The sequence below is a fragment of the Microbacterium sp. NPDC055903 genome (assembly GCF_053615555.1).
This window is the reverse complement of record NZ_JBSHCA010000002.1, coordinates 371,272-396,870: the sequence shown is the minus strand read 5'-3', so window position 1 is coordinate 396,870 and position 25,599 is coordinate 371,272. Positions and strand designations below refer to the sequence as shown.

The window sequence follows — 25,599 nt, the reverse complement described above, 5'->3', positions numbered from 1 at the left end:
TGCTGGATGCATCGGCGAGAGCCGTCAGGGGCGGGATCCACCCGCTCGGGAAGGATTTCTCATGGGTATCGGCACGGGCGTCGCGCTCTTCGTCATCGGCGCCATCCTGACCTTCGCCATCGATGTCGAAGTCGCGTGGGCAGATCTCGACATCATCGGGTACATCCTCATGGGAGCGGGAGTCGTCGTCTTCCTGATCAGCGTCATCCTGCTCGCCCGCCGTCGGCGGACCGACATCGTCACGCGTACGGATGTGGATCCGACGGTCGGCGAACAGGTCACCCGCCGCGCCGCCCGCACGGACGATGGGACGATCTGAGCCGAGCGGTCACGACATCGGACGAAGCATGTAGCGGCTCGGCTCCTCGAGCGCTTCGAAGCCGAACTGCGCATAGAGACCGTGCGCGTCGGCGGTCGCCAGCAGCATGCGCCGAAGGCCGAGCGGACCGAGGTCGTCGAGGACGCCCGAGACGAGCTGCTTGCCGACGCCCCGGCCGCGCACAGAAGGATCGACGAACACGTCGCACAGCCAGGCGAACGTCACAAGGTCCGTCACCACCCTGGCGCAGGCCACCTGGGCATCCGTCTCCTCGGACCAGACGCCGTAGTTGCGGGATCCGTCGATGGCTGCATCCTGTGTCGCGCGAGAACGACCGTCGGCCCAGTAGGCCTGCGTGCTGAGCCATCGGTGTACGCGCGGACGGTCGATCCGTGCGTCGTCCTGAGCGAAGATGAAGCCGTTCATCGTCTCTTCTCCGGGTCGAGTCCCATGCGGATCCGCGTGCGCTTCCGTTCGATCACGATGAATACGCCTCCGAGGATCCACAGCGGCACCTGGGTCAGGAAGGCGATCCGGAAGGCGTCGAGGGAGTAGGTGTCCGGCGTGCCGGCGTTCTGGAGATCGAGCGCGAGTCCGATGAGGAAGACGGCCACCAGGGCCGCGATGAAACCGCCGGCGTTCGTGACACCTGTCGCGGTGCTCAGCCGATGCGAGGGGTTGTGCGTGCGTGCGTGATCGAAGGCGATCATCGACGCAGGGCCGCCCGTGGCCAGGGCGACGGCGAGGAGGTAGAGCAGCCACAACGGCGCAGGGCCTGGGTACAGGATCACGCTGAGCCACGCGAAGAGCTGCACGATGACGGCCGGGAGGACGAGCGCCAGCGAACGCTGCAGCGGCAAGCGACGGGAGAGCTCGCCGATGACCGGACCGAGGACCATGCCGGTGACGACATACACCGAGATGATCGTCGCTGCCTGCGCGGTGGACAGACCTTCGCCGGCGGTCAAGAAGGGCATTCCCCAGAGCAGGACGAAGGCGGTGCCGGCGAAGGGCGTCGTGAAGTGGGACCAGAACGCAAGGCGGGTGCCCGGGTGCGCCCAGGCTGCGCGGATTCCGACACCGGTATCGATGGAGCTCGTCACCACGCGGATGACACCTGTATCGGTGTCGACGGTGACGTCCGCGGTCTGTTCGGGCGGGTGGTTGCGGATGACGACGAAGACGAGGATCGCGAAGAGCATCCCCAGCCCGGCGACGCTTCCGAAAGTGATCGTCCAACTCGTCGCATGCAGCAGGGCCGCGAGAGGCACGAGGGCGACCAGCTGCCCTGCCTGCCCGACGATCCCGGTGAACTGCACCATGATCGGCCCCCGTTGAGCGGGGAACCAGGTCGCGACCAGGCGCAGGACGGCAGGGAACACGGCGGCATCACCGGCACCGAGCAGCACACGGGCGATGAGCGCGATGCCGATGCTGGGGGACAGCGCCATGGTGAGCTGGCCTGCAGCCATGAGAACCATGCCGATCGCGATGATCGGGCGGGAGCCGTACTTGTCGAGGAGGACACCGATCGGGATCTGCATCCCGCCGTACACGGCGAGCTGCACGACGGCGAAGAGCGACAGCGTGGAGGCATCCGCGAGGAAGCGTTCTGCCGCGTCGACGCCGACGGCGCCGAGCGATGTGCGGTTCGTGATCGCCAGCACGTAGGCTGCGACGCCGACCGACCAGATCAACCAGGCCCGCCACCCCGGGTCGGTCGCGGGGGAGTGGGGAAGTGCTGTCACCCCTCCACGCTACTCCGCCGAAGCAGCGTCGCTGCGCCGCCCCAGCACGTGCAGGTTCACGCCGGAGCTCAGCGCGTCTGTCGCGATGTGCTCCCAGCCGAGTCCCGCATAGAAGGAGCGCGCGGGCGCGGCGGTCTCGTAACAGCCCAGAACCGAGGTGGCGTAGGGGACCTCGGAGGAGACCGCGGTCATCAGCTCGCGGGCGATGCCCGAACGGCGATAGTCGCGGGCGACGGCGAGCTCGGCGATGCACCAGCATCCGTCGCCGAGCCACTGCTCACGAATCTGATCGCTCATGAGCGCGGCGATGCGATCACGCCACCAGTCGCCGGGACCGATGCCCATCGCGAGCACGAAGCCGATCGGCTGGTCATCATCGAGGGCGACGAGAAGCCGGAAAGCCGGCGCCGTCGCTGCGTAGCGGAGGATGCGTTCTCTGATCGACACCCTGCTCTCGTCCATGTCCTCGAGATACGGTGCCTCGGCGAACACCGTCGCGTATACGTCGGCGATCCCGGCGAGCATGCTCTCACCCCCGACCCACTCAGCGATGCGGATTCCGGTCATGCGATGTCAGCGGGGATCAGGGAGTGGATCACGAGATCGATCCTCCCGCTGTCCGTGTATCCGGCGTTGCGCGCCACACCCTCGCGGGTGAACCCCGCTCTGTCTGCCACCCGCAGCGATGCCGTGTTCTCCGGCGCGATCCTCAGTTCCACACGCTCGAAGCCCTGCGCACTGATCACCTGAAGGGCGACGGCTCTGACCGCTCTGGTCATGATGCCTCGCCCACGGTGCGCGGGTGCCGTCCAGTAGCTCAGCTCGAGGCTTCGCGCAGCCCAGTCGACGCGTTTCGCGTCGATGCTGGCGACGAATGCTCCGTCGACCCGCACGGCGGCGACGAACCCCCGACCGCTCGTCGCTCGCTCGTGCGATAGGGGGCCGCACCAGTCCTCGGCCATCTCGGCGGTGTAGGGCCTCGGAAGAGGCAGCCACCGCCGCAGGTCCGCATCCATGAATGCGTCGAGGAGTGTCGGTGCGTCGCCGGTTCGGATCGCATCGATGCGGAGCCCGTCCTCGAGGAACAGATCGATAGGGGAGAAGGAAGGCATACGCTTCATCATCGCGGAACCGGGCATCGGACGGCATCCTCGCCGCATACGCTGAGAACGACGAGAGGAACAAGGGATGCACGCCATTCTTGAGTACGCGTACGCCGACGACTACCTGACCTCACGACAGGCGCATCGCACCGCGCATCTGCGCGCCGCCTGGGCTGCGGCCGACCGCGGCGAGCTCGTTCTCGGCGGGGCCGTCGGCGAGGGGCCCGACAGCGGGCTCCTCATCTTCCGCGGCGATGATCCGCTGTCCGCCGCCGCGGCATTCGCGGCCGTGGACCCGTACGTGCTGAACGGCGTCGTGACGGGCTGGACGGTCCGCCGCTGGACGACCGTCGTCGGCGAAGCAGCCGCGGAGCCCTTTCGCCCGTGACCGGCCTCAGCTCTCCGGGTCGTACTGGAACGCTCGAAGCTCCTGCGGGCACCGGCAGGCGGCGGCGAACTTCGCCGCCCAGTGGACGGCTGCCGCTCTATCGGGCAGCTCGAGAACGGCGTAGCCGCCCTCGATCCGGGACGTCTGCGGATACGTCCCCGGCGTGACGGTGCCATCGGCGGCGACCATGACGGGCGGGATGCTCTCATCGATCCCGCCACCGAACACCCAGACGCCGGCCGCTCTGGCCTCGCGGAGGACCGCATGGGCGGCTTCGCCGACCTTCTCAAGGTCCTCTTCCTGCACATCCATCTCTCCGCTCGGGAACGAGATCAAGTACTTGGTCATGTCCGGCATCCTCTCATCGTTCGACCACTCGGGTCAGCCGCTCGGCCCGGTGATCGGCGGCTTCGACCGGATGTCCACCACGGCGCACGGGGTCCTTGCAACAATGGGCACATGGAAGACGGATACGGAACGGATAGGAACGCCAAGGACACCGGGTCCGCACGGTCGACGGCGCGCGCAGCCGAGGTGGCCAGGAGCATCGCCCGGAGTCTGACACCGACTCCGCCGCCCGGCGTCCACCCGGCTCTCATCCCTGGTGTCGGCGTTGAGCAGACGGGCAGGGTCTATCGCACCGACTGGCTCGTCTTCGGCATCGCGGCCGCGTTCACCGTCGGGTTCATCAGCTGGGGCGTCTTCGCGGGCGACAGTCTGTCGGCGACCGCATCCACCGTTCTGGACTGGGTGATCCGTTACACCGGGGTATTCTTCACGACGCTGGCCACGGCGATCTTGCTGTTCATGCTCTTCCTCGGCGTCAGCAAGTACGGTCGCATCCCCCTGGGACGCGATGACGAAGAGCCGGAGTTCTCGATGTTCTCCTGGATCTCGATGCTCTTCGCCGCGGGGATGGGCATCGGTCTGGTCTTCTGGGGTGCGGCCGAACCGCTCACGTTCTTCGAGAACCCGCCGCCCGGCACGGTCGAGGGCGGCACGCTCGAGGCCATGATGACTGGACAAGCGCAAGTCCTCTACCACTGGGGGCCGCAGGCCTGGGCCTTCTACGCGCTGGTGGGGGCGGCGATCGCGTACAGCTCGTTCCGCCGAGGACGCACACCCCTGATCTCCTCCCTGTTCAGCTCGCTGCTGGGGGAGCGGAGGACGACGGGCCCGATCGGTCGGACGATCGACATCTTCTCGATCATCGTGACCCTCTTCGGCACCGCGGCGTCGCTCGGGCTCGGCGCGCTTCAGATCGGACACGGCGTCGAGCTCGTGTCGGGTATCGGCGAGGTCGGCAACGGCATCCTCATCGGCGTGATCGCCGTGTTGACGGCCTGCTTCATCGCGTCGGCGGCGTCTGGAGTGTCGAAGGGGATCCAGGCGCTCTCCAACATCAACGCGGTGGCCGCGATCATCCTCTCGCTCTTCGTCTTCTTCGTCGGGCCGACCCTGCTGATCCTCAACGCGATCCCCGCGATCGCCTTCGAGTACATCAACGATCTTCCTCAGCTCATGGGCCGCTCTGCGGCGCAGGGCGAGGCGGCCGAGCAGTTCCTCGCGTCGTGGACGATCTTCTACTGGGCGTGGTGGATCTCGTGGTCGCCGTTCGTCGGCATGTTCATCGCGAAGATCTCGCGCGGACGGACGATCCGGCAGTTCGTGCTCGTCGTGATCCTCGTGCCGTCGCTCATCTCGCTCGTGTGGTTCGCCATCTACGGCACGACCGCGATCGATCAGCAGATGAACGGCGCGGCCCTGCCGACCACCCCTGCCGAAGACGTCCTGTTCGGTGTGCTCGCGAATCTGCCGTGGACCGCGATCACCAACATCGTGCTGATGATCCTCATCGCGATCTTCTTCATCACCGGCGCCGATTCCGCCTCACTCGTCATGGGGACCATGTCGCAGCAGGGGCGTCCAGAGCCGCAGCGCTGGGTCACGGTCACCTGGGGCACGCTCGTCGGTGTCATCGCCGCGGTGCTGCTCGTGACGGGGGAGGAGGGGAGCGGTCTGAGGGCGCTCCAGAACGTCACGATCATCGCCGCCCTGCCGTTCGCCGTGATCATGGTGTTCATGATGATCGCTCTGATGAAGGATCTTCGGCGCGACCCCATGGTCCTCCGGGAGAAGTACGCGAGACAAGCCCTCCGGCACAGCGTCCGCACCGGCCTGGAGGAGTACGGCGACGACTTCGCCCTCGTTCCCGCCGAGTACGACCATTCCCAGGACGATCACCCATGGGTCGAGACGCCCGTCGACGAGGCGTTCGTGGAGGTGTTCGAGACGGCTGCGCTGCCGATCATCGCCACGGATGAGGCCGTGGATCCGGATGCTCCGGCTCCCGCCGGCGGGCCAGCATCGGATGCGGGGGAGAGCCCCGTTTCGCCGGAGGCGCGCTGATGGCGATCCGTTTCGAGAACGTCGGCATCGCCGTCGAGGATCTCGAGGTGGCGATCTCGTTCTTCACCGATCTCGGCCTGGAGGTCGTCGGCCGGGACGAGGTCAGTGGGGAATGGGCATCGACGGCGGTCGGTCTGGATGGCAATCACGCGAGGATCGCCGTGCTCCGCACTCCGGACGGTTCGGGGAGTATCGAGTTGTTCGAGTACATCCATCCAGAGGCGATCGCGAGGGATCCGGTGCTGCCGAACGAGATCGGCATGCACCGCGTCGCCTTCTCCGTCGACGACATCGAAGCGGCGCTGGAGATCGCTGCTGGGCACGGATGCATGCCGCTTCGCGGTGTGGCCGACTATCAGGGCGTGTACAAGCTCACGTACCTGCGCGGCCCGAGCGGGATTCTCGTCATGCTCGCGCAGGACCTGCGCTAGTCGTCGCCGGCCACCACAAGGTTGATGCACGTCCGATCGGGAGAGATCGCGACGAACTCATGGAAACCATCCACACCGATGACATTGCCCCACTCATGACTATTCTCCGAACGCGTATCCGGGAGCTCGTAGAGCGCCCAATCGCGGGGGAGAAGCTCATCGATCAGTCTTGTCACTGTCATCGCGAAATGCTCCGGAACGCCGTGATACCAGGCTTCGAGCCTGCGCACCGCGTCAGCTCGGGAAACGGGCTTGAAGGACTCCGAAGAGATGGCCTCGAGGCGGTAGGGCCCATGAATTCCGGCACCGGGTTTCGGACGTTCTGACCTCGGCTCGGCGTAGCTGTAGTCATACCGGACATCCGTCACGAGAGCCGCCAGAAGCTCTTGGTCGATCGCTGCGGCGCGCAGTGTGTATTGCTGAGCGTCGATCCAGCGAAAGTCCGCCCCGATCTCTCGGAAGTTCACGAACGTCGACCGCTGGTGTGTGAGGACGTTCCCTCTCGGTGCCGACACGCTCATCCGACGATGATAGAGCTATCCACGTGGAGGCCGTCGTGCATCAGAGAAGCGCTGACGATTCGCGGACGCGGACCGTATATACAGGGAAGAGGCAATCCAACCTGACATAATGTGCATTATCGGCATGGGGCCGAGTGGGGCGGGTCAGCCCTTGGTGAGCGCACGCACCCATTCATCCACACCTGCCGGATACAGGGGCTCCGCCTCAGCGGCATCATCGAACGGTCGCCAGACGACCGGCACGATGGAGCCATCGGATTCCGTCAGCGTGCCTCCGGACTCGGCCGGCTCGGGATCCAGGCGCCCGCTGTAGATCGCGACGATCTCATGTCCGAGCTCGCCATCGTAGCGGAAGATGTTCTCGAGCATCCCGAGGTAGGCCAGTTCGGAGACCTGCGCACCGAGTTCTTCCTGCACCTCGCGGATCACAGCGTCCCGATGAGTCTCGCCGAGCTCCACGCTGCCACCGACGAGCCTGTGGAAGCCGGCGGGGTTCTCCAGTGACGGACTCGCCACGCTCACGAGGTGCGCTGTGCCGGCTGCGTTCGGCGCGATCAGCATCGCCTTGACGCGAATGTATGTTCGATCGACGGGCATCTTTCCATTATCGCGTCATTCGGGCGCCTCTCATCCTTCGCCAGGGCTTCCCCACTGCTCACCGGGCCCGAGCGTCTGGCACGCCGCCCCCTCCGGGATGACGCCGGCCTCCGCGCGGATCGCGACGTCGTCCCCGGTCTGCACGAGCGTGAACGCGATACCCTCGACCACTCCTCGCTCCTCGATGTTGCCGAATGAGAAGTTCTGCATCGTCGGATCGAAGAGATCGACGCTGGTCAGGGTCGGCTCAAGACCCGGCACAGGGTTCGCGATCATCCAGGTCACGGTCTCGATGACGGTCGTCGACGGCACAGACCAGTAGGCAGTGCCTGTCGCCATCGGCGTGCACACCCACCCCTGATGAGACTGATCAAACACGTCCGTCGTCAGCGTCTCGTGCGACACCGTGCCCTCAGGCGTCGGCGTCGAGCCCAGCCACCGATCCACCCGCTGCTGAGCATTGTCGAGCGCTCGGTCAGCATCCGCGATCGACCCCGCATCGGCGGCGGTCGTCTGCACACCCTCCGGGCCTCCTGTGGGCGTGCATGCGGTCAGCATCAGGGCCGATACAACGACGGCGTCGGTTCCGATCCTGTGTCTCATGGCCCGGCTCCACTCAGCGTGATCGCGCCGCGCCCGTTGAACGGCACCAGCGCTCCTCCCCTACGCCCCGACGTATTCTGCGAGGTGCTCCCCCGTCAGTGTCGATCTCTGGGATACCAAATCGGCCGGCGTGCCCTCGAAGACGACCTCGCCGCCATCATGCCCGGCTCCCGGTCCGATGTCGATGATCCAGTCCGCATGCGCCATGACCGCCTGGTGGTGCTCGATGACGATCACGGTCTTGCCCGACTCGACGAGCCGGTCCAACAGCGCGAGGATCTTGTCGACATCGGCAAGGTGAAGGCCCGTCGTGGGCTCGTCGAGTACGTAGACGTCCCCCTTCTCCCCCATCTGGATGGCCAGTTTCACGCGCTGACGTTCACCTCCGGAGAGCGTCGACAACGGCTGCCCCAATGAGAGGTAGCCGAGCCCGACATCTTCCAATCGGCCGAGAATCGCCACGGCGGCGGGGATCTTCGCCTCACCCTCTGCGAAGAAGGACCTCGCCTCCGCCACCGGCAGATCGAGTACCTCGGTGATGTCCTTGCCCGCGAGCTTGTACTCCAGCACCGCCGCCTGGAAACGCTTCCCGCCGCAGTCCTCGCAGGGCGTCTCGATGGTGTCCATGAAGCCCAATTCCGTGATGATCACGCCCGATCCCTTGCAGCTCGGGCACGCGCCTTCGGAATTAGCGCTGAACAACGCCGGCTTCACACCGTTGACCTTGGCGAACGCTTTGCGGATCGGCTCGAGCAGCCCCGTGTAGGTGGCCGGATTACTCCTGCGTGAACCCTTGATCGCGCTCTGATCGATCGTTACGACGCCGTCGCGCGGCGCAACGGAGCCGTGGATCAGCGAGCTCTTGCCGGAGCCCGCGACCCCGGTGACGACCGTGAGGACACCGGTGGGGATATCGACGTCGACGTCCTTGAGATTGTTCGCGTCGGCGCCCCTGACCTCGATCGCGCCGGCGCGCTCCCGCACAGCCGGTTTCAGCGAGGCGCGATCATCGAGGTGTTTTCCGGTGAGCGTGCCGCTCTTACGGAGGCCTTCGATCGTTCCCTCGAAGCAGATCTCACCGCCCGCGCTTCCGGCGCCAGGGCCGAGGTCGACCACACGATCCGCGATCGCGATCATCTCGGGCTTGTGCTCCACCACGAGCACGGTGTTGCCCTTGTCGCGCAATTGGAGCAGCAGGGTGTTCATCCGCTGGATGTCGTGGGGGTGCAAGCCGATGGAGGGCTCGTCGAAGACGTAGGTGACATCCGTGAGAGCGGAGCCCAGGTGGCGGAGCATCTTGATGCGCTGCGCCTCTCCCCCGCTCAGGGTGCCGGATGGTCGTTCAAGGCTCAGGTAACCGAGGCCCAGCGTGACGAACGCCTCGAGATTCGCCCTCAGCGCGTCCAGCAACGGGCCGGCACCGCGCAGATCCAGCCCTCGTACCCACTGGGCGAGGTCGGTGACCTGCATCCGGCAGGCATCCGCGATGCTGATCCCGGCGATCTTCGACGACCGCGCTCCTTCGGTCAGCCGCGTGCCATCGCACTCCGGACACGTGGCGAACGTCGCAACACGCTCGACGAACGCGCGGATATGCGGCTGGAGGGCATCGAGGTCCTTGGAGAGCATCGACTTCGTGATCTTGGGGATCAGCCCTTCGTAGGTCATATTGATCCCGCTGATCTTGACCTTGGTGACCTCGCCGTACAAGAACAGCTGACGCTGCTTCTCGGTGAACGTCGCGATCGGCTTGTCCGCGGGGTAGAAGCCCGACGCAGAGAAGCCCTTCACCATCCATCCGTCCGCGGTGTACCCAGGGACCATGATCGCGCCTTCGTCGAGCGACTTCGACTCGTCGACGATCTGGGCGAGATCCAAATCGGACACCGCTCCCCTGCCCTCGCACCGAGGGCACATGCCGCCGAGGTAGACGGCGTCCTTGACGATCGTCTTCTCCCCCTTCGGACCCGTCATGACACCGCTGGCCTTCTGGGTGGGGATGTTGAACGAGAACGCGGTCGGCCCTCCGATGTACGGCTCGCCGAGCTTGCTGAACAGGATCCGCAGCATCGCATTCGCATCCGTCACGGTGCCGACCGTGGAACGCGGATTCGCGCCGAGCCGCTCCTGGTCGACGAGGATCGAGGTGGTCAGCCCCTCCAGCACATCCACGTCCGGCCGCGGCACGGAGGGCATGAACCCCTGCACGAAGGCGCTGTAGGTCTCGTCGATCAGACGCCGGGACTCCGCCGCGATGGTGTCGAAGACGAGCGAGCTCTTCCCCGAGCCTGAGACACCCGTGAAGACGGTAAGCCGTCGCTTCGGAAGATCGACGCTGATGTCCTTGAGATTGTTCTCTCTCGCACCCTGCACACGGATGAGGTCGTGGGTGTCGGCGGCGTGGGTCATCGACGGTTCCTTTCGGATCAGGAGGTCTGATTGATACGGAGAAGGTTGCCCGCCGGGTCGCGGAAAGCACAGTCTCGCACGCCGTATGGCTGATCCATCGGCTCCTGCACCACATCGGCGCCGGCGGCCTCGAGCCGCTCGAACAGGGCGTCGAGGTCGTCCACCGCGAGGGTGAGGGCACCATAGCTGCCCTTCGCGATGAGCTCGAGGATCGTCTGACGCTCGGTGTCGGAGATGCCGGGATCCGTTGCCGGTGGATGGAGCACGATCGAGGTCTCCGGCTGGCTGGGAGGGCCGACCGTCAGCCACCGGAGACCTTCATAGCCGACGTCGTTGCGCACCTCGAAGCCGAGCGCATCCCGATAGAAGCCGAGTGCCGCGTCTGCGTCAGTGTGCGGAAGGAACGCATAGTGGATCGTGATGTTCATGGATTCACCTTATGGACGGCCGGCGCCGGTCGCTTCTTGATTCCTGATCGGTCGCGCGATGTGCTTGACATGGAAGTTCGGGATGCCGGAGACATCGACGGCGAGCTCCGCGTACCGACTCGGCGGCATCCCGACCAGCTCGGTGAACCTGCTGCTGAACGTGCCGAGGGAGGAGCATCCGACCTCGAAGCACACCTCCGTGACGCTGAGCCCTCCCCGACGCAGGAGCGCCATCGCCCGCTCGATCCTCCTCGTCATGAGGTATGAGTACGGCGACTCGCCGTAGGTCTTCTTGAACAACCTGCTCACGTGCCCCGCGGAAAGGTGTACGCCGCGCGCCAGCGACTCCACATCGAGCGGCTGCGCGTACTCGCGGTCTATGCGATCGCGCACACGCCGCATGGCCCTCAGGTCTCGGATGCGTGCGTCTTCGGTCACGCTGAGATCCTCCCACGGACGACGGACATCGATCACGGCGAAGGATGAACCAGGATGACGCTCCGATCGGCCGGTTCTCGACCGGATTCCGATATACCGCGCTACGCTGGGCGCGACCTTCACAGGTTCTTTTCAGAAAGGCGGTATCCCCCATGTCCGACACGCTCTCCGAAGCGAAGTCGATCTTCCGCTCCGTCCGCATCTCCCTGGCGATCTCGGGTGTGCTCGCGCTCATCGCCGGCATCGTCGTGCTCGTGTGGCCGACGAAGTCCGCGGTGATCGTCACTGGCATCATCGCCGCGTATCTCATCGTCGCCGGCATCGTGTACCTCGGGCTCGGCATCTTCTCCGGCAAGGGCGGCGGGTGGGTCCGAGCCGGACACATCCTGCTCGGGCTGCTGTACATCGTCGCCGGCATCATCGCCTTCGCGAATCTCGGCGCTGCCGCGGCCACACTGGCCCTCGTCGTCGTCGTCTTCATCGGCGTGAGCTGGATCGTCGACGGCATCGTCTCGTTGACGCTGCTCGGTCAGGACGGATCCAGGGTATGGACCCTCCTGTATGCGATCCTCAGCGTCATCGCGGGCATCTACGTCCTCTTCAACGTCCTCGCCGCAGGAATCGTCCTCTGGATCTTCCTCGGCGTCTCGCTCGTCGTGCTGGGAATCGCGCAGATCATCCGCGCGATCACCATCGGCAAGGGCGCGAAGAGCGTCGTCTCCGAGATCAAGCAGGACCTCGGCTCGGAGTGAGCCGAGGCCGCGGTCACTCCGCGCTGAACGAGGAGATGTCCCCGACGAGTCGGGTGTTGTCCTCGGGCACCGGGTCGATCGCGGCACGGGCGACCTCGGCGGCGAACTCCGCCACGTTGTAGAGCTTTCCGGCATCCTCACGACGTGCGGAGATCGCGCCGGGGTTCGCCCGTTCGAGCAGCGTGGCGGTGATCGTGCCCTCGATCATGTCGCCCGAGACGATGGTGAACCCAATGCCCTTCGCCGCGAGCTCGGGAATGCGCGCACGGAGCGCGTCCTCCCCCGCGCGCTTCGACAGCGCGACCGGCTCGTACTCCGGCATCGTCGGCGTCGTGCGGATGAAGTGCGCCTGGTGGCTGGTAACGAAGACGACGCGCGATCCCTCGCCCAGCAGAGGAAGCGCCGCGTCGAGGACATTGAGCTGCGCGTCGCGGTTCAGCGTCAGCGCGTAGTCCTCCGCCATGCCGGACTCCATGCCGCCGGAGGCGTTCAGGACGAGCACATCGAGCTTGCCGTACTCCGAGCGCACCTGGTCGAACATCTCGGCGACGGATTCCGGGTCGGTGAGGTCTGCACCGACGACGAGGGCGCGGCGGCCCAGCTCGCGCAGCTGCGCGGCGAGCTTCTCAGCCCTCGGCGCCTTGTTGCGGAAGTTGATGACGACGTCGGCGCCCGCCTCGGCGAAGTAGCGGACGGTGTCGGCACCGATGCCGCGAGAGGATCCGGTCACGAGCGCGACCTTGCCGTCGAGGGAACCTGCGGGCAGAACGTCGGTCACGATGACTCCTTGTGATGCGGGGATGCCGTGTGGACACGACCGCACCAGACTATCAATCGGCCAGGAGCCGCGAGCGCGTCGGCGGCGCGTGGTACCGTGACGGCGAAGGAGGTCAGCATGGACGAGTTCTCCGTGTTCATCCAGTTGATCGAGCAGTGGGCCTGGATCGGCTGGCTCGTGCTGATCGCGGTCTTCCTCGTGATCGAGATGCTCACTCTCGACTTCACGTTCCTCATGCTGTCCCTCGGCAGCGCCGCCGGACTGATCGTCGATCTGATCGGCGCACCGTTCTGGGTACAAGCCCTCGTCGCTGCCGCTGCGGCCGCGGTGTTCATCCTCCTGCTGCGTCCACCGCTGCTGCGAAGACTCCGGCGCGGCGAGGACCCGACCAAGTCCAACGTCGACGCGCTGATCGGTCTGCGCGGCGTCGTGCTGCAGGACGTCACGCTCGTCTCAGGCCAGGTGAAGCTCGCCAATGGCGACACCTGGACAGCACGCATCCCCTCGGGCTCCCCCATCATCCAGGGCTCCCCCGTCTCGATCGCCGCGATCAACGGAGCGACCGCGATCGTCCGGCCCGTCACCGACTAGGAGAACATCGTGGACGACACCTCTTTCATCCCGGCTGCGATCGGCTGGATCCTCGTCATCGCGATCGTCATCTTCGCGGTGGTCACGATCGCACGCTCGATCCGGATCATCCCGCAGGCCACCGCGGGCATCGTCGAGCGACTGGGTCGCTATCACAAGACCCTCTCCCCCGGCCTCAATCTGCTCGTGCCGTTCATCGACCGGCTTCGCCCGCTCATCGACATGCGCGAGCAGGTGGTGTCCTTCCCTCCCCAGCCGGTGATCACCGAGGACAACCTCGTCGTCTCCATCGACACGGTGGTGTACTTCCAGGTCACGGATGCACGCGCCGCGACCTACGAGATCGCGAACTACCTCGGTGCGGTCGAACAGCTCACCACGACGACCCTGCGCAACGTGGTCGGTGGTCTCAACCTCGAGGAAGCGCTGACCAGCCGAGACAACATCAACGGACAGCTGCGCGTCGTCCTCGACGAGGCGACGGGCAAGTGGGGCATCCGTGTCGGCAGGGTCGAGCTCAAGGCGATCGATCCGCCCGTCTCGATCCAGGACTCCATGGAGAAGCAGATGCGCGCCGAGCGCGACCGTCGCGCCGCCATCCTCACCGCCGAAGGTTCGAAGCAATCGCAGATCCTGGAGGCTGAAGGACGGCGACAGGCGGAGATCCTCAAGGCCGAAGGCGACAAGCAGGCAGCCGTCCTGCGCGCGCAGGGTGAGGCGGAGGCGATCCAGAACGTCTTCAGCGCCATCCACCAGGGCCAGCCGGACGACAAGCTCCTCGCCTACCAGTACCTTCAGATGCTGCCGAAGATCAGTGAGAGCGAATCGAGCAAGCTCTGGATCATCCCCAGTGAGCTCACCGAAGCGCTCAAGGGCATCGGGACGGCCTTCACACCGAAGCAGCACGGCCAGAACGGCTCTCCTGGCGCGTGACGCATCCGTACTTCAGCGGAGCCCGTCACCCTCGGGTCTTCGCGCACCGCGGTCTCGCTCTGTCCGACGACAAGGATCCGTCCTCCTCTGTGTGGGAGAACACCGCAGCCGCCTTCGCCGCCGCCCATGCGGTCGGTGCCGAATACATCGAGACCGATTGTCGGCTCACGGCCGACGGCGATCTCGTGCTGTTCCACGACGAGACGCTGGATCGGCTGTTCGGCGACCCTCGCCCGGTATCCGCGGTACGGACGCGTGAGCTCGCCGGACTGCTCGCCCCTCACGGCGGTCTCCTCACCGTCGCGGATGCCCTCGAGGCCTTCCCGACCTCCCGGTTCAACATCGACGTGAAGAGCGACGAAGGCGCCGGCCCGGCAGGCCGGGCGGTGGCGAAGCACACCTCTCGCGTGCTGCTGACGAGTTTTTCGGATGCCAGACGGCGACGCGCGGTCGCGGCTGCGCTCGACGCCGGCGCCGCGCTGCGCCCCGCGGCATCGGGCGGTCGACGAACGATCGCATCCGTTCGCGCGACATCGGCGCTCCGCCTGCCTGCGATGACGGCGCTGCGTGAGGTGGATGCTCTCCAGATCCCGCTCTCCGCAGGGGTTCTACCCATCTTCGACGGAGCCCTCGTCCGTTCTGCGCATAGGCACGGCGCCGAGGTGCATGTGTGGACGATCAACGATGCCGCCACGATGACCCGGCTCGTCACGGCGGGCGCCGACGGCATCGTCACCGACCGCGCCGATGTCGCCATAGAGGTCCTCGCCCCTCAATAAGCTATGCGGCTGGGATTCCACTGTGAATCTCGCCACGGAATCAGGCGCGTGGATGAAGCGCACAGGTCTGAGCGTTATACCTGAGAGCGACGAGAGGACCACACAATGGCAGATCGCAGCCTGCGCGGCATCCGACTCGGCGCCCAGAGCCTACAGAGCGAAGAGGGCGTCGTGTTCATGGAGCGCCGTGAAACCACCTACACCTGTGACACGTGCGGACACGTCACGAATCTGATGTTCGCCGCTGATGCAGAGCCGCCGCAGACGTGGGAGTGCCGTTCGTGCGGCGCCGACGCGATCCTGCAGGTCGACGGCAAGTCCGTCAAGCTCGAGGAGAGCGACGAGAAGGCCGCACGCACCCACTGGGACATGCTCATGGAGCGGCGTACCCGCGCCGAGCTCGAGGAGCTCCTCGAGGAGCGGCTCGCCTTCATCCGCGCCCGTCGCGGTGCCGGCGAGGACCCGACCAGGGCAAAGATCGGCGCCTGAGCCGCCCGTCTGACGCCCTACCCCGAAGCGACCTGCGCGATCCTCGCCGCAGGTCGCTTCCGCGTTAAGAGGCTGACGATCGGTTCTCAGTCGTTCTGTCTGCGGCGAGCCAGCCAGGCGCAGACGAGAAGTGCCCCGAGGCCTCCCCAGAGCAGCGTGACTTGAATGCCGGCTCCGAGCAGGACTCCCGCGGTCATACCGGTGCGGAGCTCGACGTCTTCCCGCATCGCGCCCGCCTCATCCGCGTCCAGGTGCGCCATGGTCGTGCCGTCGGAGCGGATGATCTGGCTCGTGCCGACGGTCGAGATGTTCACCACTGAGCGCCCGGTCTCGATGGCACGCATGCGTGCGAAGGCGAGCTGCTGCAGGTTCTCGTCCGTCCCGCGGAAATCGGCGTTGTTCGTCTGGAACACCAGCACCTGCGCGTCGGATCGGATGCTCTCCGTGACGAGTTCGTCGTAGATCACGTCGAAGCAGATCGCGAGCCCGACGACGATCCCGTCGACGTCGACGACGGGAGGGTTCTCACCCGGGGTGTACTCGCGTTGGAGCAGACCGATCAGATCCGGCACGATCGCGTTGAAGAACGCCCGGTCCGGCACATACTCGCCGAAGGGAACCGGGTGGCGTTTGTCGTGGCTCTGTTCGGCCGTGCCGTCCGGCATCCAGAGCATCGACGTGTTGAAGAACTCCTCGCCGCGTGCCGTCGCGGCGTTCGCGAGCAGAGGCGCTCCGATCCTCGTGGCGACGAGAGTCATCCGACGCGCCAGATTCGCGTTCTGGAACGGATCGCCGTCGACGGCACCCTCCGGCCAGACCAGCAGGTCCACGTCCTCGCCGTACAGCGGAGCGGTCGCATCGGTCTGCGCCTGGATCACGGCATACGGCTCGCGCTCGTCGAAGTATCCGGTAGGACCGTTTCCCTGCACGGCCGCGACACTCAGACTTCCTGCCTCCGCCGTCGGGTACTGCGGTACGACGAGGAGGACCGCGATGAGCGCGACCGGCACGACCACCCGCAGCGGACGTCGCCAGAGCTTCATCCGGACGGACTCGATGATCATCGCGACGGCGAAGGCCATGAGAAAGCTCAGGCCGCTCACCCCTACCCAGGAGCTCAGGTGCGCGAGCGGGCTCTCCGACTGGCTCATTCCGAGCCTCCCCCAGGGGAATCCTCCGTACGGCCATGCACCGAGAACCACCTCGCGACCGACCCACAGCGCCGCCACCACAGCAGGCAGCACGACCAGGCGCGCCATCGAGCCGCCGAACGCCCGCGGCACCCATCGATAGGCAAGTGCGAGCGGGATGACCATCACCGCGGTCAGCACTGCCTCAAGACCCGCGAGAGCGGCCCACGGGATCGGCCCGAGGTAACGCGCCGTCCACGAGACGAGCAGGAAGTAGAAGACAGCGCCGTAGACGAGGCCGACCAGCAGTGCTCCCCCCGCACGTCGTCCGATCAATGCGAGCAGCAGTAGCGCTGTCGCGGGGAACGCGAGGATCCAGGCACCCACGTCGGGGTACGCGAGATCCATGAGCCATCCGGCGACGGCGGCGACGGGGACGGCGAGCCAAAGGGGCAGCAGGGCTCGCTGCGGTCGAGGGCGTTCGGTGACCATCTTCGGGCCCCTCAGACCGCCGCATACGCGACGATGCCGCGTCGTACGCCGTCCAGGGCCTGCCTCGCCGTCCGTGCGAGCGCCGCGTCCTCGGCCACGATGGACAGCTGGTCGAGCAGATCGATCGTCTGCTTCGCCCAGCGGACGAAGTCGCCCGCGGCCATGTCGGCATCGACGAGCACCCTGTCGAGCATCCCCCCGCGGGCCCAGGCGTGCATCGCGGATGCCAGACCAGGAGCCAGCGGCTCGGTGCCAGGCAGATGGTGATCCTGTTCGAGGTCGTCGAGCTGCGCCCACAGGGTGGTCGTCTTCTCATACGCGGCGCGGAAGGCACCTCGCGGCAGACCGCGCTCACCGGCGCCTGCCTCGTCGCGTCGCGGTTCGTAGACGAGACAGCAGGCCATCGCCGCGAGAGACGGCGCGTCGAGCCCTGCCCAGAGCCCCTGGCGCAGGCTCTCCGCGACGAGGAGATCGCGTTCCCCATAGATCCGACGCATTGTCCGTCCCGCATCCGTGAGGGCGGTCGCCTCACCGGACCCCGTGGTGTACTCCAGCGTTCCCAGGACGTCGAGAACGCGGTCGAAGATCCGCGCGACCGTGCCCGTGCGGGTCTCGATCTGCCTGCGCTTGCGATCGGTCTCCCGCTTGAGCTTGTAGTACCGCTCCCCCCAGCGCGCGTGCTTCTCGCGGTCCGGGCAGGTGTGGCAGCCGTGGCGCTGCATGCGCCGTCTCAGCGACTCGATCTGCTTGCTGCGCTTGTCGCGTGCTGCTCTGGACCCGGCGTCCTGTCGGTTCTTCTTCTCCAGGTCGCTGAGCTCGCGACGGATCGCCGCGTAGTCGGCGAAGTCGCCGTGCTCGCACTCCATCGAGGTCAGATAGCCGGCGAGCGAGGTCTCGGCCTCCCGCACCTCCCGCGCGAGTCCCACGACCGCGCGATCGGCCTGGAACTGCGCGAACGAGGACTCCAGGATCTCCCTGGCCCTGGTGCGCCCGAAACGGTCGATGAGATTGACCGCCATGTTGTAGGTCGGACGGAAACTGGAGTTCAGCGGATACGTGCGACGCGAGGCGAGCGCTGCCACCGCCTGCGGATCCATGCCTTCGGTCCACTGCACGACCGCATGGCCCTCGACATCGATCCCCCGGCGGCCTGCACGTCCGGTGAGCTGGGTGTACTCCCCCGAGGTGATCGCGACCCTGGCTTCGCCGTTGAACTTCTCCATCTTCTCCAGCACGACCGTGCGCGCCGGCATGTTGATGCCGAGGGCGAGCGTCTCCGTGGCGAAGACGACCTTGACGAGCTTGAGACGGAAGAGCTCTTCGACGATCTCCTTGAATGCCGGGAGCAGACCGGCGTGATGTGCCGCGACACCGCGCTCGAGGTTGTCACGCCATTCCCAGAACCCCAGGACGCCGAGGTCCTCGTCCTGCAGCGCACGGGTGCGCTCCTCGACGATCGCCCTGATCTCCGCGCGCTCCTCGGCGGTCGTCAGCCGCAACCCGGCGCGGCTCACCTGCTGCACGGCCGAGTCGCATCCGATCCGGCTGAAGATGAAGAAGATCGCGGGCAGAAGGTTCGACTGCTCGAGCAGACGCACCACATCCGGCCGATCCATCCGCTCGATCCGGCGCGCATTCGAGGCGCGCACCGGACGACGTCCTCCGCGCTCAGGGCGCGGCGCCTGACGTCCGGCGTGGCGACCGCTGCGATAGGACTGCGCCTGGCGATTGCCTTCGTAACGAGAACCCGTGAACGAGCGGATGCGAAGGAGCTCCTGGTTCACCTGCGCTGTCGCGACGCCTGCCCGGTCATCGAAGAGGGGAAGCAGGTCGTCTCGGACGAGGACGTGCTGTTCGAGCGGCACGGGCCGGATCTCCGAGACGATGATCTCGGTGTCGCCGCGGACGGTGTCCAGCCAGTCGCCGAACTCCTCGGCGTTGGAGACCGTGGCGCTGAGCGAGACGAGACGCACCCGCGGGGGCAGATGGAGGATGACCTCTTCCCAGACAGGCCCACGGAAGCGGTCGGCGAGGTAGTGGACTTCGTCCATGACGACGTAGCGGAGCTCATCGAGCGACGACGACTGCGCGTAGAGCATGTTGCGCAGCACCTCGGTGGTCATCACGACGATACGGGCGCTGCCGTTGATGTTCGTGTCGCCGGTGAGCAGACCGACCTGGTCCGGGCCGTACACCTCGACGAGCTCACGGAACTTCTGGTTCGACAGCGCCTTCATCGGCGTCGTGTAGAACGCCTTGTCCGAGGGCGTCTGCATCGCGAGGTGGATCGCGAACTCGCCGACGATCGTCTTGCCCGCCCCGGTCGGCGCCGCCACCAGCACGCTGCTGCCGCGCTCGAGGGCACGACACCCCTCGAGCTGGAACGGATCGAGCTGGAAGGACTGGCGCGCCGCGAACGCCGAGGTCGCAGGAGACGCCGCTGATGCACTCGCTGCGGCGTAGCGCTCGGAGGGAGAGGTCATGCGGGTGCGTCCGGGAGGAGGCCGGCCGCAGCACTCCGCTTGCGCTTGCGTCGATCGAAGAGGAGTGAGAGCAGGGCGGCCGCGAAGTAGAGCACGATGAGGATGCCGCCGAGGATGAGCATGCTGATGACGTCGGCCGCCGGGGTCGTCAGCGCGGCGAAGATCGTCGCGATGAGGATGGCCACCCGCCATCCCTTGAGGATCGCCCTTCCCGACATGATCCCGGCGAAGTTGAGCGCGACGAGGAACACCGGGAGAACGAAGGACACGCCGACGACGATCATGAGCTTGAAGACGAAGTCGTAGAACTTCGACGCTTCATAGAGGTTCGTGCCGCCCTCCGGCGTGAAACCGGCCATGATCTCGATGACGTGCGGGACGAGCATCGTCCCCACGTAGCAGCCCGCGAAAAACAGCGGGATGGCTGCGCCGACGAAGCCCGCCGTGTAGCGGATCTCCTTCCGGGTGAGTCCGGGCATGAGGAACGCCCATACCTGCCACAGCCAGACCGGTGCGGAGAGGAAGATGCCGATCGAGAAGGCGATGCGGATGCGCAGATCGAACGGGCTCGTCACCGAGGTGAAAGACAGGGCGACGATCTCCTCGCCGCGCTGCTCGGAGATCACCCTGATCGGCTCGCTGATGAAGTGGATGATCGGATCGGTGACGAAGAACGCGATCACCATCGCCACCACGAGCGCGATCGCCGAGATGATCAGGCGCCGTCGGAGCTCGACGAGATGAGCCCCGAGCGACATCCGGCGGTCACGCCGAGGACGGTCCCCGCTGGGCGGAGACGACACGCCTTCCGACACGTCGGTCAGGAGGAGGGGCGATCAGTCCCGGGTGCAGCGCTGTTCGTGCTGTCGGTCACCGCCGGGGACGCGGGCGCTTCGGTCGATGTGGCAGTGCCGTCCGACTTGCGTGCGGCATCCTCATCCTTCATCGCGTTCATCTCGCCCTTGAAGACGCGCGCGGACTGGCCCATGCTCTTCGCGAGCGCGGGCAGCTTCGCTGCGCCGAAAAGGAGCAGGATGACAGCGAGAACGATGAGCAGGTGCCAGCCTTGGAGTCCGCCCATGATGATTCTCCTCAGTTCGGGGGTTCTTTGAAGTCTAACCGGCCAGGTCGCCGTCTGGTCGATGGTACAGGGCGAGTCCGGCGGCGGCCCATTCCCGCGTCGCCGCCCGCGCGATGCCCGGCGCCGTCACCTCCATACGACCGCCGAACCGCGCTGCAAGCCGCTTGATGCCCCGCGGGTCGGCCATCCGCAGGCGTGCGCGGGCCGGGTCGGCGTCGCCGTCCTGCTGCTCCACATCGAAACCACCGAGCAGCGGGACGAGCTGTGAGGGGACCCGAACCATGACGTCACGGTCGTCTGCGGCACCTGCTCCCGTGCCGAAGGCCTCCGGTACGGCATCCCCGCCGTGCGTGCTGGCGATCTCGGTGAGCTGCACATCGCTGACCCTGTCGAGATGGAAGGTGCGCATCGCTTCGCGCAGGTGGCACCAGCCCTGCAGATACCACTGCCCGTTGGTGATGAGGATCTGCACAGGGTCAACCGTGCGGGTGGTCTCGGCCGCATCCGGGGCCCGATAGGTGAAGGACACGGCGACACCCGCGCGGAGCGCGCTCGAGACGACCTGGCGCACCTCATCGACCGCGCCGGTTGCGATGACGAGATCGGCCGGCGCGTCGGCCGCTCCGCGGGCGAGCTTGGCGATGAGCCCGGCGACCAGCCCCGAGTCCGCGACCTGCGGAACCGCGGCCACGAGTTGGAGCCCGGCGAGGAGCGCGGCGGCCTCTCGCGCGGTGAAACGCGGGACCCTGCGCAGGGCGACGTCATTCGTGATCTCGATGACGTCCTGCTCGTCGAGCAGATCCCAGTCGATGTCGAACATCTCATGGGGCTGCTGCCAGTACCCGGAATCACCAGGCAGCCCGATCACCGTCAGCTTCTCGACCATGGCGCGCATCTCTGCGGTCGTGACGCCGAACTCCTCCGCCGCCTCCGCCAAGGAGACCTGGCCGTGCTCGAGCAGATACGGGACGAGCGTCAGATACAGGCGCACACGGTCTGCCGCCAGCAGGGGTCTCTGCTTCTCGCTCACGCCGTCCCCTCCCCCTCGTGTGCGGCGACGATCGCCGACAGACGTCCGATCACGGCGTCGCGGAGCTCCGCGGGCTCGACGACGCGGACCTCAGGCCCGTAGGACGCGAGCTCGTCGGCGAGGATGTGTACATCGACGTAGTGCAGGTGGATGCCCTGGGGGGCCGGCACCGCTCGACGTCCAAGGCGCAGCGAGGCCTCCGTGCCCGGCGTCACCTCGAGCAGAGCCCGATGGGACGCGGCCACTTCCTCGAGGCCCGCCATGGCGCGCTCGCCCGCTCCCTCGCGCAGCGACGCGTCGAACCGCGTGCTCGTCGTCTTGACCTGACCGACGATGCGGCTCAGCAGGAACATGCGATCCTCGTCGATCGTGGTGTCGATGCCGAAGACGTGCCACCGCGCTTCGTAGTCGACGAGCGCGAGCGGTCGGATGCTCCGCCGACGCGGCGCATCCTCGCCGGGCTTCAGATAGTCGAACTGCACCACACGGCAGCGCTCGATGGCATCCTGCAGAGGAGCGAACGCGGCATCCCTGGTGGTGATGCGAGGAGCGAAACCGATGATCGGCTCGTCACCGTCGATGCCCAGCGCCCGGATCTTGCGCACACCGGAGAGCGCGTCGCTCGACGCCGACTCGGCACCCCACACGCTGCCCGCAAGGCGCAGGACGGCCAGTTCCGCCGCCGTGAACTCGATGTCTGCCGGCAGGTCGTACTCCGCCTGCGGGATGCGGTACCGCGCTTCTCTGAGGTCCTGCGGATCGCTCGCATCGCCGATGGTCTCGACGGGGACGCCCAGAGATCGCAGCTCGTCCTTGTCACGCTCGAACATCTTCTCAAGCGCGTCGGTGCGGGTTCCCGCGTCGGCGCGCTGACGATAGCCGGAGACGTTCTCCAGGATCTGCTGCTTCGTGAGCCCGATCTCCGTGGCCATGAGCGCCACGACCAGGTTCGTCAGGCGCTCCTCCGCGGGGATCTGGGCCGCCATCACTGCTCCGGCAGGACGGGGATGCCGAGGATGTCCACGACATATGCCGTCGCGGCACCGGCTTCGCCGGGGACGACGACGAGGAGCTGCGAGCCGACCGTGTGACCTGCGAGCGAGGCGGCGACCTCGGGGTCGAGATCCTGGAGGCTCGCGACGGGGTTGGTGTCCCACGTCGTGTTCACGACGGAGCGCGAGGCCCAGTCCACCGCCGTGTAGTTCGTCCAGACGAAGGCGTCATCCTCGGTGATCTCCGCGCCGTCGCCCTTGATGAGCACCTGCGTGACCGTCTCCGTCGGAGCGGCGTCCTTCGGGACGATGATCCCCGGGCGGCCGTCTGGTGCACGCACCACGGTGGGGAGGCTGCGGGCGTCGTTGAACTGCAGCGAGCCCTCCGCACGCGCGAGCGTGGTGTCGAGCACGTCGATCACCGCGATGGCGGTCACGTCGTCGGCGCCGACCATGGACGCGACGTTGCCCGAATCGCCTGGTGCGACCGCGATGAGCGTCCTCGTACCCGGCGTGGCGCAGGCGAGAGCATCGGCGATGCCGGGAACGGACTGCACCCAGGAGTTGATGTTGTAGACCTGGCTGAGATCGCCGGAGAAGGAGCTCTGCTCGATCTGCTCGCCGGTCTCACCGTTGTAGAGCGCGTAATCCATGCTGAAGGCCTGGGTGGCGCTGGTGAGCGGCGTGCCCTCGCCGGTGGCGAGATCCGTGAACGACGTCTCCTCCGCGTGCACCGGGGCCGCGATCTCGACCTTCGGCGATACGCCGAACTCGCCGGAGACGGTGACGGAGTCGTCGACGCCGCTCGTGGATGCGGGGCGATCGCAGACCTGACCGTCGAACGAGTTCGGGGTCGAGACCGAGCAGCCGGTCAGAGCGAGGGCGGCAAGGCTGAGGCTGGCGAGAGCAGCGGACGTTTTACGCACGCGCTCCAGTCTATTCGTTCGCCTGCTCGCCCGTGCGCGACGCGGCCGCCCTGCGCGCGCCGCTGGCCGCCTTCTCCGCCTCGCGCACGCGCTTTCGCAGGTTCTTGTCGGTGATCTCCCTGTCGCCGACCGCGCCAGGGGTCCACAGCTCGACGTCCTCGTCGCCGTAACTGCTCTTCGACGCCCGGCGCTTGACCTCGGGCGGGATCGCTCCCGGCGCGAGCCGGCGCGCCGTGATGAGGAAGCCGGTGTGCGCGACCATGCGATGATCCGGCCGCACGGCGAGGCCCTCGACGTGCCAGCCGCGCACCATCGTCTCCGAGGCGTCCGGTTCGGTGAACAGCCCCGTTCCGCGGATGTACTCGGCGACCCTGGACAGCTGCGTGGCTGTGGCCACGTAGCAGAGCACGACGCCGCCGGGGGTCAGCGCATCCGCGACGACGTCGATGCACTCCCAGGGAGCGAGCATGTCCAGCACGACGCGATCGACACCGCCGGCCGGGAGCTCCTGGGGCAGCGCCTCGACGAGGTCGCCGACGACGACGCGCCAGGTGTCCGGCGCACCCCCGAAGAACGTCTCCACGTTCGCGCGGGCGACATCCGCGAAGTCCTCGCGACGTTCGAAGGAGACCAGCGTGCCGTCCGAACCGATCGCACGCAGGAGCGACAGCGACAGCGCACCGGACCCGACACCGGCCTCGACGACGACGGCGCCGGGGAAGACATCCGCCTGCATGACGATCTGCGCGGCATCCTTCGGGTAGACGATCGCCGCACCGCGCGGCATCGACATCGCGAAGTCGCGCAGCAGCGGTCGGAGCGCGAGGTAGTCGTGGCCTGAGCTGTTGGTCACGACGGATCCGTCTGGCTGACCGATGAGGTCGCGGTGCGTGAGCACGCCGTGATGGGTGTGCAGTTCACCGTCCGCGCGCAGGGTGATCGTGTGCATCCGGTTCTTGGGTCCGGTGAGCTGCACACGGTCGCCCTCGCGGAAAGGACCAGAGGGCCTGGTGCTGGCGGCTTCGGTCATGCGGAGGTCTCCGTGATGCTGGCGCGGTGCTTTCGGTGCAGCGCGGTGATGTCCTGCGCGGTCCTGCCGTACAGGGAGGGCCAGAGCTCGTGAGCTCCGACGCCGTCGAGGGGAACCATGTGCGGCACGCCGAGGACGACGGCGCCTGAGGCGATGCCGGCGCGCAGCCCGGTCGGCGAGTCCTCGATCACGACCGCCTCTGCGATGTCGATGCCGAGCTGCGAGGCCGCCGTCAGATACGGCTCCGGATGAGGCTTCGGGTTGGCCACGTCATCCCCGGCGACGATCAGCTCGAACGCCTCCGCCTCCATGAGGTCGACGATTCCCTCGGCCATCCGGCGCAGGGACATCGTCACCAGGGCCGTCCGGATGCCTGAGGCGCGCAGGTCCCGCAGCATCTCCTGCGCCCCTGGCCGGAAAGGAACGCCCTGGGTGACGAGCGCGCCGCGGACCTCGTCGGTCAACCGGTCGATGATCGCCTGGGGCTGCATCGCGACACCGGCCGCCTGAAGGATGCGTGCACTGTCCAGAAGGCCGTTGCCGACGAGCTGCAGCGCATCCTCGTGCGTCCAGGTGCCGCCGAAGGATTCGACCAGGGCCGTCTCTGCCGCCATCCAGTACGGCTCGGTGTCGACAAGGGTCCCGTCCATGTCCCACAGGACTGCGCTCGGCGTCTCACTCATCGAAGCGATTCTATCCGGCCGCTCCGGCACGCCAGC

The 25,599-nt window shown here is 66.8% G+C and carries 30 protein-coding genes; 9 read left to right on the top strand and 21 right to left on the bottom strand.

Translation table 11 applies throughout. From position 1 onward, the window contains the following. Positions 1 to 61 precede the first annotated feature (61 nt). Positions 62 to 319 (top strand): DUF6458 family protein, encoded by a 258-nt coding sequence (locus ACWGJP_RS11325; RefSeq protein ID WP_452329891.1) that lies wholly within the window; start codon positions 62 to 64, stop codon positions 317 to 319. 9 nt (positions 320 to 328) lie between these two features. On the opposite strand, the gene ACWGJP_RS11320 is transcribed toward ACWGJP_RS11325, so the two are convergent. The 4 genes from ACWGJP_RS11320 to ACWGJP_RS11305 are packed head-to-tail and all read right to left on the bottom strand — an operon-like array spanning position 329 to position 3,179. Continuing rightward, positions 329 to 745 carry a GNAT family N-acetyltransferase gene (locus ACWGJP_RS11320; RefSeq protein ID WP_452329890.1) on the bottom strand — a complete coding sequence of 139 codons (417 nt, stop codon included), beginning with the start codon at positions 743 to 745 and terminating at the stop codon, positions 329 to 331. Continuing rightward, entirely contained in the window at positions 742 to 2,067 is a 1,326-nt protein-coding gene (locus ACWGJP_RS11315; RefSeq protein ID WP_452329889.1) for an MFS transporter, read from the bottom strand. The genes ACWGJP_RS11320 and ACWGJP_RS11315 overlap by 4 nt, the downstream gene beginning before the upstream one ends. A 9-nt stretch (positions 2,068 to 2,076) precedes the next feature. Beyond that, positions 2,077 to 2,634: a GNAT family N-acetyltransferase gene (locus tag ACWGJP_RS11310; RefSeq protein WP_452329888.1), complete on the bottom strand. Its 558-nt coding sequence runs from the start codon at positions 2,632 to 2,634 to the stop codon at positions 2,077 to 2,079. Then, positions 2,631 to 3,179: a GNAT family N-acetyltransferase gene (locus tag ACWGJP_RS11305; protein ID WP_452329887.1), complete on the bottom strand. Its 549-nt coding sequence runs from the start codon at positions 3,177 to 3,179 to the stop codon at positions 2,631 to 2,633. Before ACWGJP_RS11305 ends, ACWGJP_RS11310 begins: the two co-directional genes overlap by 4 nt. A 76-nt stretch (positions 3,180 to 3,255) precedes the next feature. Between ACWGJP_RS11305 and ACWGJP_RS11300 the strand changes: the two genes are divergently transcribed. Continuing rightward, on the top strand, positions 3,256 to 3,558 hold the full coding sequence (locus ACWGJP_RS11300; protein WP_452329886.1) for a YciI-like protein: 303 nt from the start codon (positions 3,256 to 3,258) through the stop codon (positions 3,556 to 3,558). 6 nt (positions 3,559 to 3,564) lie between these two features. Here the strand turns inward: ACWGJP_RS11300 and ACWGJP_RS11295 are convergent, their stop codons facing one another. Continuing rightward, the gene (locus tag ACWGJP_RS11295) at positions 3,565 to 3,906 is read right to left on the bottom strand and encodes a YciI family protein (RefSeq protein ID WP_452329885.1); all 342 of its coding nucleotides are present in this window, start codon (positions 3,904 to 3,906) and stop codon (positions 3,565 to 3,567) included. A 111-nt stretch (positions 3,907 to 4,017) separates the two neighbouring features. Between ACWGJP_RS11295 and ACWGJP_RS11290 the strand changes: the two genes are divergently transcribed. Both ACWGJP_RS11290 and ACWGJP_RS11285 read left to right on the top strand, forming a co-directional pair. Next, on the top strand, positions 4,018 to 5,967 hold the full coding sequence (locus ACWGJP_RS11290; RefSeq protein ID WP_452329884.1) for a BCCT family transporter: 1,950 nt from the start codon (positions 4,018 to 4,020) through the stop codon (positions 5,965 to 5,967). After that, positions 5,967 to 6,398 carry a VOC family protein gene (locus tag ACWGJP_RS11285; RefSeq protein ID WP_452329883.1) on the top strand — a complete coding sequence of 144 codons (432 nt, stop codon included), beginning with the start codon at positions 5,967 to 5,969 and terminating at the stop codon, positions 6,396 to 6,398. The genes ACWGJP_RS11290 and ACWGJP_RS11285 overlap by 1 nt, the downstream gene beginning before the upstream one ends. On the opposite strand, the gene ACWGJP_RS11280 is transcribed toward ACWGJP_RS11285, so the two are convergent. From ACWGJP_RS11280 to ACWGJP_RS11255, 6 genes are all read right to left on the bottom strand, one after another. Further along, positions 6,395 to 6,919 (bottom strand): hypothetical protein, encoded by a 525-nt coding sequence (locus ACWGJP_RS11280; protein ID WP_452329882.1) that lies wholly within the window; start codon positions 6,917 to 6,919, stop codon positions 6,395 to 6,397. The two genes, ACWGJP_RS11285 and ACWGJP_RS11280, sit on opposite strands and share 4 nt — an antisense overlap. A 144-nt stretch (positions 6,920 to 7,063) precedes the next feature. After that, complete coding sequence (locus ACWGJP_RS11275; RefSeq protein WP_452329881.1) at positions 7,064 to 7,516, bottom strand: NUDIX domain-containing protein; 453 nt, start codon at positions 7,514 to 7,516, stop codon at positions 7,064 to 7,066. Positions 7,517 to 7,546: 30 nt separating this feature from the next. Beyond that, positions 7,547 to 8,119, bottom strand: a complete 573-nt coding sequence (locus ACWGJP_RS11270) for a hypothetical protein (RefSeq protein WP_452329880.1) — start codon at positions 8,117 to 8,119, stop codon at positions 7,547 to 7,549. A 60-nt stretch (positions 8,120 to 8,179) separates the two neighbouring features. Continuing rightward, positions 8,180 to 10,528, bottom strand: a complete 2,349-nt coding sequence (locus tag ACWGJP_RS11265; protein WP_452329879.1) for an ATP-binding cassette domain-containing protein — start codon at positions 10,526 to 10,528, stop codon at positions 8,180 to 8,182. A 17-nt stretch (positions 10,529 to 10,545) separates the two neighbouring features. Beyond that, positions 10,546 to 10,956, bottom strand: coding sequence for a VOC family protein (locus tag ACWGJP_RS11260; RefSeq protein ID WP_452329878.1), 411 nt, complete (start codon positions 10,954 to 10,956; stop codon positions 10,546 to 10,548). A gap of 9 nt (positions 10,957 to 10,965) precedes the next feature. After that, the gene (locus tag ACWGJP_RS11255; protein ID WP_452330372.1) at positions 10,966 to 11,358 is read right to left on the bottom strand and encodes a helix-turn-helix transcriptional regulator; all 393 of its coding nucleotides are present in this window, start codon (positions 11,356 to 11,358) and stop codon (positions 10,966 to 10,968) included. Positions 11,359 to 11,546: 188 nt separating this feature from the next. Here ACWGJP_RS11255 and ACWGJP_RS11250 point away from each other — a divergent pair, with 188 nt between their 5' ends. Then, positions 11,547 to 12,146, top strand: a complete 600-nt coding sequence (locus tag ACWGJP_RS11250) for an HdeD family acid-resistance protein (protein ID WP_452329877.1) — start codon at positions 11,547 to 11,549, stop codon at positions 12,144 to 12,146. 13 nt (positions 12,147 to 12,159) lie between these two features. Here the strand turns inward: ACWGJP_RS11250 and ACWGJP_RS11245 are convergent, their stop codons facing one another. Beyond that, complete coding sequence (locus ACWGJP_RS11245; RefSeq protein WP_452329876.1) at positions 12,160 to 12,924, bottom strand: SDR family oxidoreductase; 765 nt, start codon at positions 12,922 to 12,924, stop codon at positions 12,160 to 12,162. Positions 12,925 to 13,041: 117 nt separating this feature from the next. Here ACWGJP_RS11245 and ACWGJP_RS11240 point away from each other — a divergent pair, with 117 nt between their 5' ends. From ACWGJP_RS11240 to ACWGJP_RS11225, 4 genes are all read left to right on the top strand, one after another. After that, positions 13,042 to 13,515 carry an NfeD family protein gene (locus ACWGJP_RS11240; protein WP_452329875.1) on the top strand — a complete coding sequence of 158 codons (474 nt, stop codon included), beginning with the start codon at positions 13,042 to 13,044 and terminating at the stop codon, positions 13,513 to 13,515. 9 nt (positions 13,516 to 13,524) lie between these two features. Then, positions 13,525 to 14,448, top strand: a complete 924-nt coding sequence (locus ACWGJP_RS11235; RefSeq protein ID WP_452329874.1) for an SPFH domain-containing protein — start codon at positions 13,525 to 13,527, stop codon at positions 14,446 to 14,448. Continuing rightward, complete coding sequence (locus ACWGJP_RS11230; RefSeq protein WP_452329873.1) at positions 14,445 to 15,227, top strand: glycerophosphodiester phosphodiesterase family protein; 783 nt, start codon at positions 14,445 to 14,447, stop codon at positions 15,225 to 15,227. Before ACWGJP_RS11235 ends, ACWGJP_RS11230 begins: the two co-directional genes overlap by 4 nt. A gap of 105 nt (positions 15,228 to 15,332) precedes the next feature. Then, positions 15,333 to 15,716, top strand: a complete 384-nt coding sequence (locus ACWGJP_RS11225; RefSeq protein ID WP_452329872.1) for an RNA polymerase-binding protein RbpA — start codon at positions 15,333 to 15,335, stop codon at positions 15,714 to 15,716. An 86-nt stretch (positions 15,717 to 15,802) separates the two neighbouring features. Here the strand turns inward: ACWGJP_RS11225 and lnt are convergent, their stop codons facing one another. From lnt to ACWGJP_RS11180, 9 genes are all read right to left on the bottom strand, one after another. Continuing rightward, the gene (gene lnt / locus ACWGJP_RS11220) at positions 15,803 to 17,338 is read right to left on the bottom strand and encodes an apolipoprotein N-acyltransferase (protein ID WP_452329871.1); all 1,536 of its coding nucleotides are present in this window, start codon (positions 17,336 to 17,338) and stop codon (positions 15,803 to 15,805) included. An 11-nt stretch (positions 17,339 to 17,349) separates the two neighbouring features. Then, the gene (locus ACWGJP_RS11215; RefSeq protein WP_452329870.1) at positions 17,350 to 19,821 is read right to left on the bottom strand and encodes a DEAD/DEAH box helicase; all 2,472 of its coding nucleotides are present in this window, start codon (positions 19,819 to 19,821) and stop codon (positions 17,350 to 17,352) included. After that, positions 19,818 to 20,579: a twin-arginine translocase subunit TatC gene (tatC, locus tag ACWGJP_RS11210; RefSeq protein WP_452329869.1), complete on the bottom strand. Its 762-nt coding sequence runs from the start codon at positions 20,577 to 20,579 to the stop codon at positions 19,818 to 19,820. The genes ACWGJP_RS11215 and tatC overlap by 4 nt, the downstream gene beginning before the upstream one ends. A gap of 62 nt (positions 20,580 to 20,641) precedes the next feature. Further along, on the bottom strand, positions 20,642 to 20,905 hold the full coding sequence (gene tatA / locus ACWGJP_RS11205) for a Sec-independent protein translocase subunit TatA (protein ID WP_452330371.1): 264 nt from the start codon (positions 20,903 to 20,905) through the stop codon (positions 20,642 to 20,644). Between the two features lie 31 nt (positions 20,906 to 20,936). After that, positions 20,937 to 21,932, bottom strand: coding sequence for a helix-turn-helix transcriptional regulator (locus tag ACWGJP_RS11200; RefSeq protein WP_452329868.1), 996 nt, complete (start codon positions 21,930 to 21,932; stop codon positions 20,937 to 20,939). Then, positions 21,929 to 22,918 (bottom strand): helix-turn-helix transcriptional regulator, encoded by a 990-nt coding sequence (locus tag ACWGJP_RS11195; protein ID WP_452329867.1) that lies wholly within the window; start codon positions 22,916 to 22,918, stop codon positions 21,929 to 21,931. The genes ACWGJP_RS11200 and ACWGJP_RS11195 overlap by 4 nt, the downstream gene beginning before the upstream one ends. After that, positions 22,918 to 23,850 carry a hypothetical protein gene (locus ACWGJP_RS11190; RefSeq protein WP_452329866.1) on the bottom strand — a complete coding sequence of 311 codons (933 nt, stop codon included), beginning with the start codon at positions 23,848 to 23,850 and terminating at the stop codon, positions 22,918 to 22,920. Before ACWGJP_RS11190 ends, ACWGJP_RS11195 begins: the two co-directional genes overlap by 1 nt. A gap of 10 nt (positions 23,851 to 23,860) precedes the next feature. Beyond that, positions 23,861 to 24,880: a tRNA (adenine-N1)-methyltransferase gene (locus ACWGJP_RS11185; protein ID WP_452329865.1), complete on the bottom strand. Its 1,020-nt coding sequence runs from the start codon at positions 24,878 to 24,880 to the stop codon at positions 23,861 to 23,863. Further along, on the bottom strand, positions 24,877 to 25,563 hold the full coding sequence (locus tag ACWGJP_RS11180) for an HAD family hydrolase (RefSeq protein ID WP_452329864.1): 687 nt from the start codon (positions 25,561 to 25,563) through the stop codon (positions 24,877 to 24,879). The genes ACWGJP_RS11185 and ACWGJP_RS11180 overlap by 4 nt, the downstream gene beginning before the upstream one ends. Between the last annotated feature and the right edge of the window lie 36 nt (positions 25,564 to 25,599).

Coding starts and splice junctions, on each gene's coding strand:
- ACWGJP_RS11310 (WP_452329888.1), bottom strand. CDS start 2,634: ATGACCGGAATCCGCATCGCTGAGTGGGTCGGGGGTGAGAGCATGCTC.
- ACWGJP_RS11275 (WP_452329881.1), bottom strand. CDS start 7,516: ATGCCCGTCGATCGAACATACATTCGCGTCAAGGCGATGCTGATCGCG.
- ACWGJP_RS11215 (WP_452329870.1), bottom strand. CDS start 19,821: ATGACCTCTCCCTCCGAGCGCTACGCCGCAGCGAGTGCATCAGCGGCG.
- ACWGJP_RS11265 (WP_452329879.1), bottom strand. CDS start 10,528: ATGACCCACGCCGCCGACACCCACGACCTCATCCGTGTGCAGGGTGCG.
- lnt (WP_452329871.1), bottom strand. CDS start 17,338: ATGGTCACCGAACGCCCTCGACCGCAGCGAGCCCTGCTGCCCCTTTGG.
- ACWGJP_RS11285 (WP_452329883.1), top strand. CDS start 5,967: ATGGCGATCCGTTTCGAGAACGTCGGCATCGCCGTCGAGGATCTCGAG.
- ACWGJP_RS11185 (WP_452329865.1), bottom strand. CDS start 24,880: ATGACCGAAGCCGCCAGCACCAGGCCCTCTGGTCCTTTCCGCGAGGGC.
- ACWGJP_RS11295 (WP_452329885.1), bottom strand. CDS start 3,906: ATGACCAAGTACTTGATCTCGTTCCCGAGCGGAGAGATGGATGTGCAG.
- ACWGJP_RS11300 (WP_452329886.1), top strand. CDS start 3,256: ATGCACGCCATTCTTGAGTACGCGTACGCCGACGACTACCTGACCTCA.
- ACWGJP_RS11240 (WP_452329875.1), top strand. CDS start 13,042: ATGGACGAGTTCTCCGTGTTCATCCAGTTGATCGAGCAGTGGGCCTGG.
- ACWGJP_RS11255 (WP_452330372.1), bottom strand. CDS start 11,358: ATGCGGCGTGTGCGCGATCGCATAGACCGCGAGTACGCGCAGCCGCTC.
- ACWGJP_RS11280 (WP_452329882.1), bottom strand. CDS start 6,919: ATGAGCGTGTCGGCACCGAGAGGGAACGTCCTCACACACCAGCGGTCG.
- ACWGJP_RS11320 (WP_452329890.1), bottom strand. CDS start 745: ATGAACGGCTTCATCTTCGCTCAGGACGACGCACGGATCGACCGTCCG.
- ACWGJP_RS11305 (WP_452329887.1), bottom strand. CDS start 3,179: ATGCCTTCCTTCTCCCCTATCGATCTGTTCCTCGAGGACGGGCTCCGC.
- ACWGJP_RS11195 (WP_452329867.1), bottom strand. CDS start 22,918: ATGGCGGCCCAGATCCCCGCGGAGGAGCGCCTGACGAACCTGGTCGTG.
- ACWGJP_RS11290 (WP_452329884.1), top strand. CDS start 4,018: ATGGAAGACGGATACGGAACGGATAGGAACGCCAAGGACACCGGGTCC.
- ACWGJP_RS11260 (WP_452329878.1), bottom strand. CDS start 10,956: ATGAACATCACGATCCACTATGCGTTCCTTCCGCACACTGACGCAGAC.
- ACWGJP_RS11325 (WP_452329891.1), top strand. CDS start 62: ATGGGTATCGGCACGGGCGTCGCGCTCTTCGTCATCGGCGCCATCCTG.
- ACWGJP_RS11225 (WP_452329872.1), top strand. CDS start 15,333: ATGGCAGATCGCAGCCTGCGCGGCATCCGACTCGGCGCCCAGAGCCTA.
- ACWGJP_RS11270 (WP_452329880.1), bottom strand. CDS start 8,119: ATGAGACACAGGATCGGAACCGACGCCGTCGTTGTATCGGCCCTGATG.
- tatC (WP_452329869.1), bottom strand. CDS start 20,579: ATGTCGCTCGGGGCTCATCTCGTCGAGCTCCGACGGCGCCTGATCATC.
- ACWGJP_RS11180 (WP_452329864.1), bottom strand. CDS start 25,563: ATGAGTGAGACGCCGAGCGCAGTCCTGTGGGACATGGACGGGACCCTT.
- ACWGJP_RS11250 (WP_452329877.1), top strand. CDS start 11,547: ATGTCCGACACGCTCTCCGAAGCGAAGTCGATCTTCCGCTCCGTCCGC.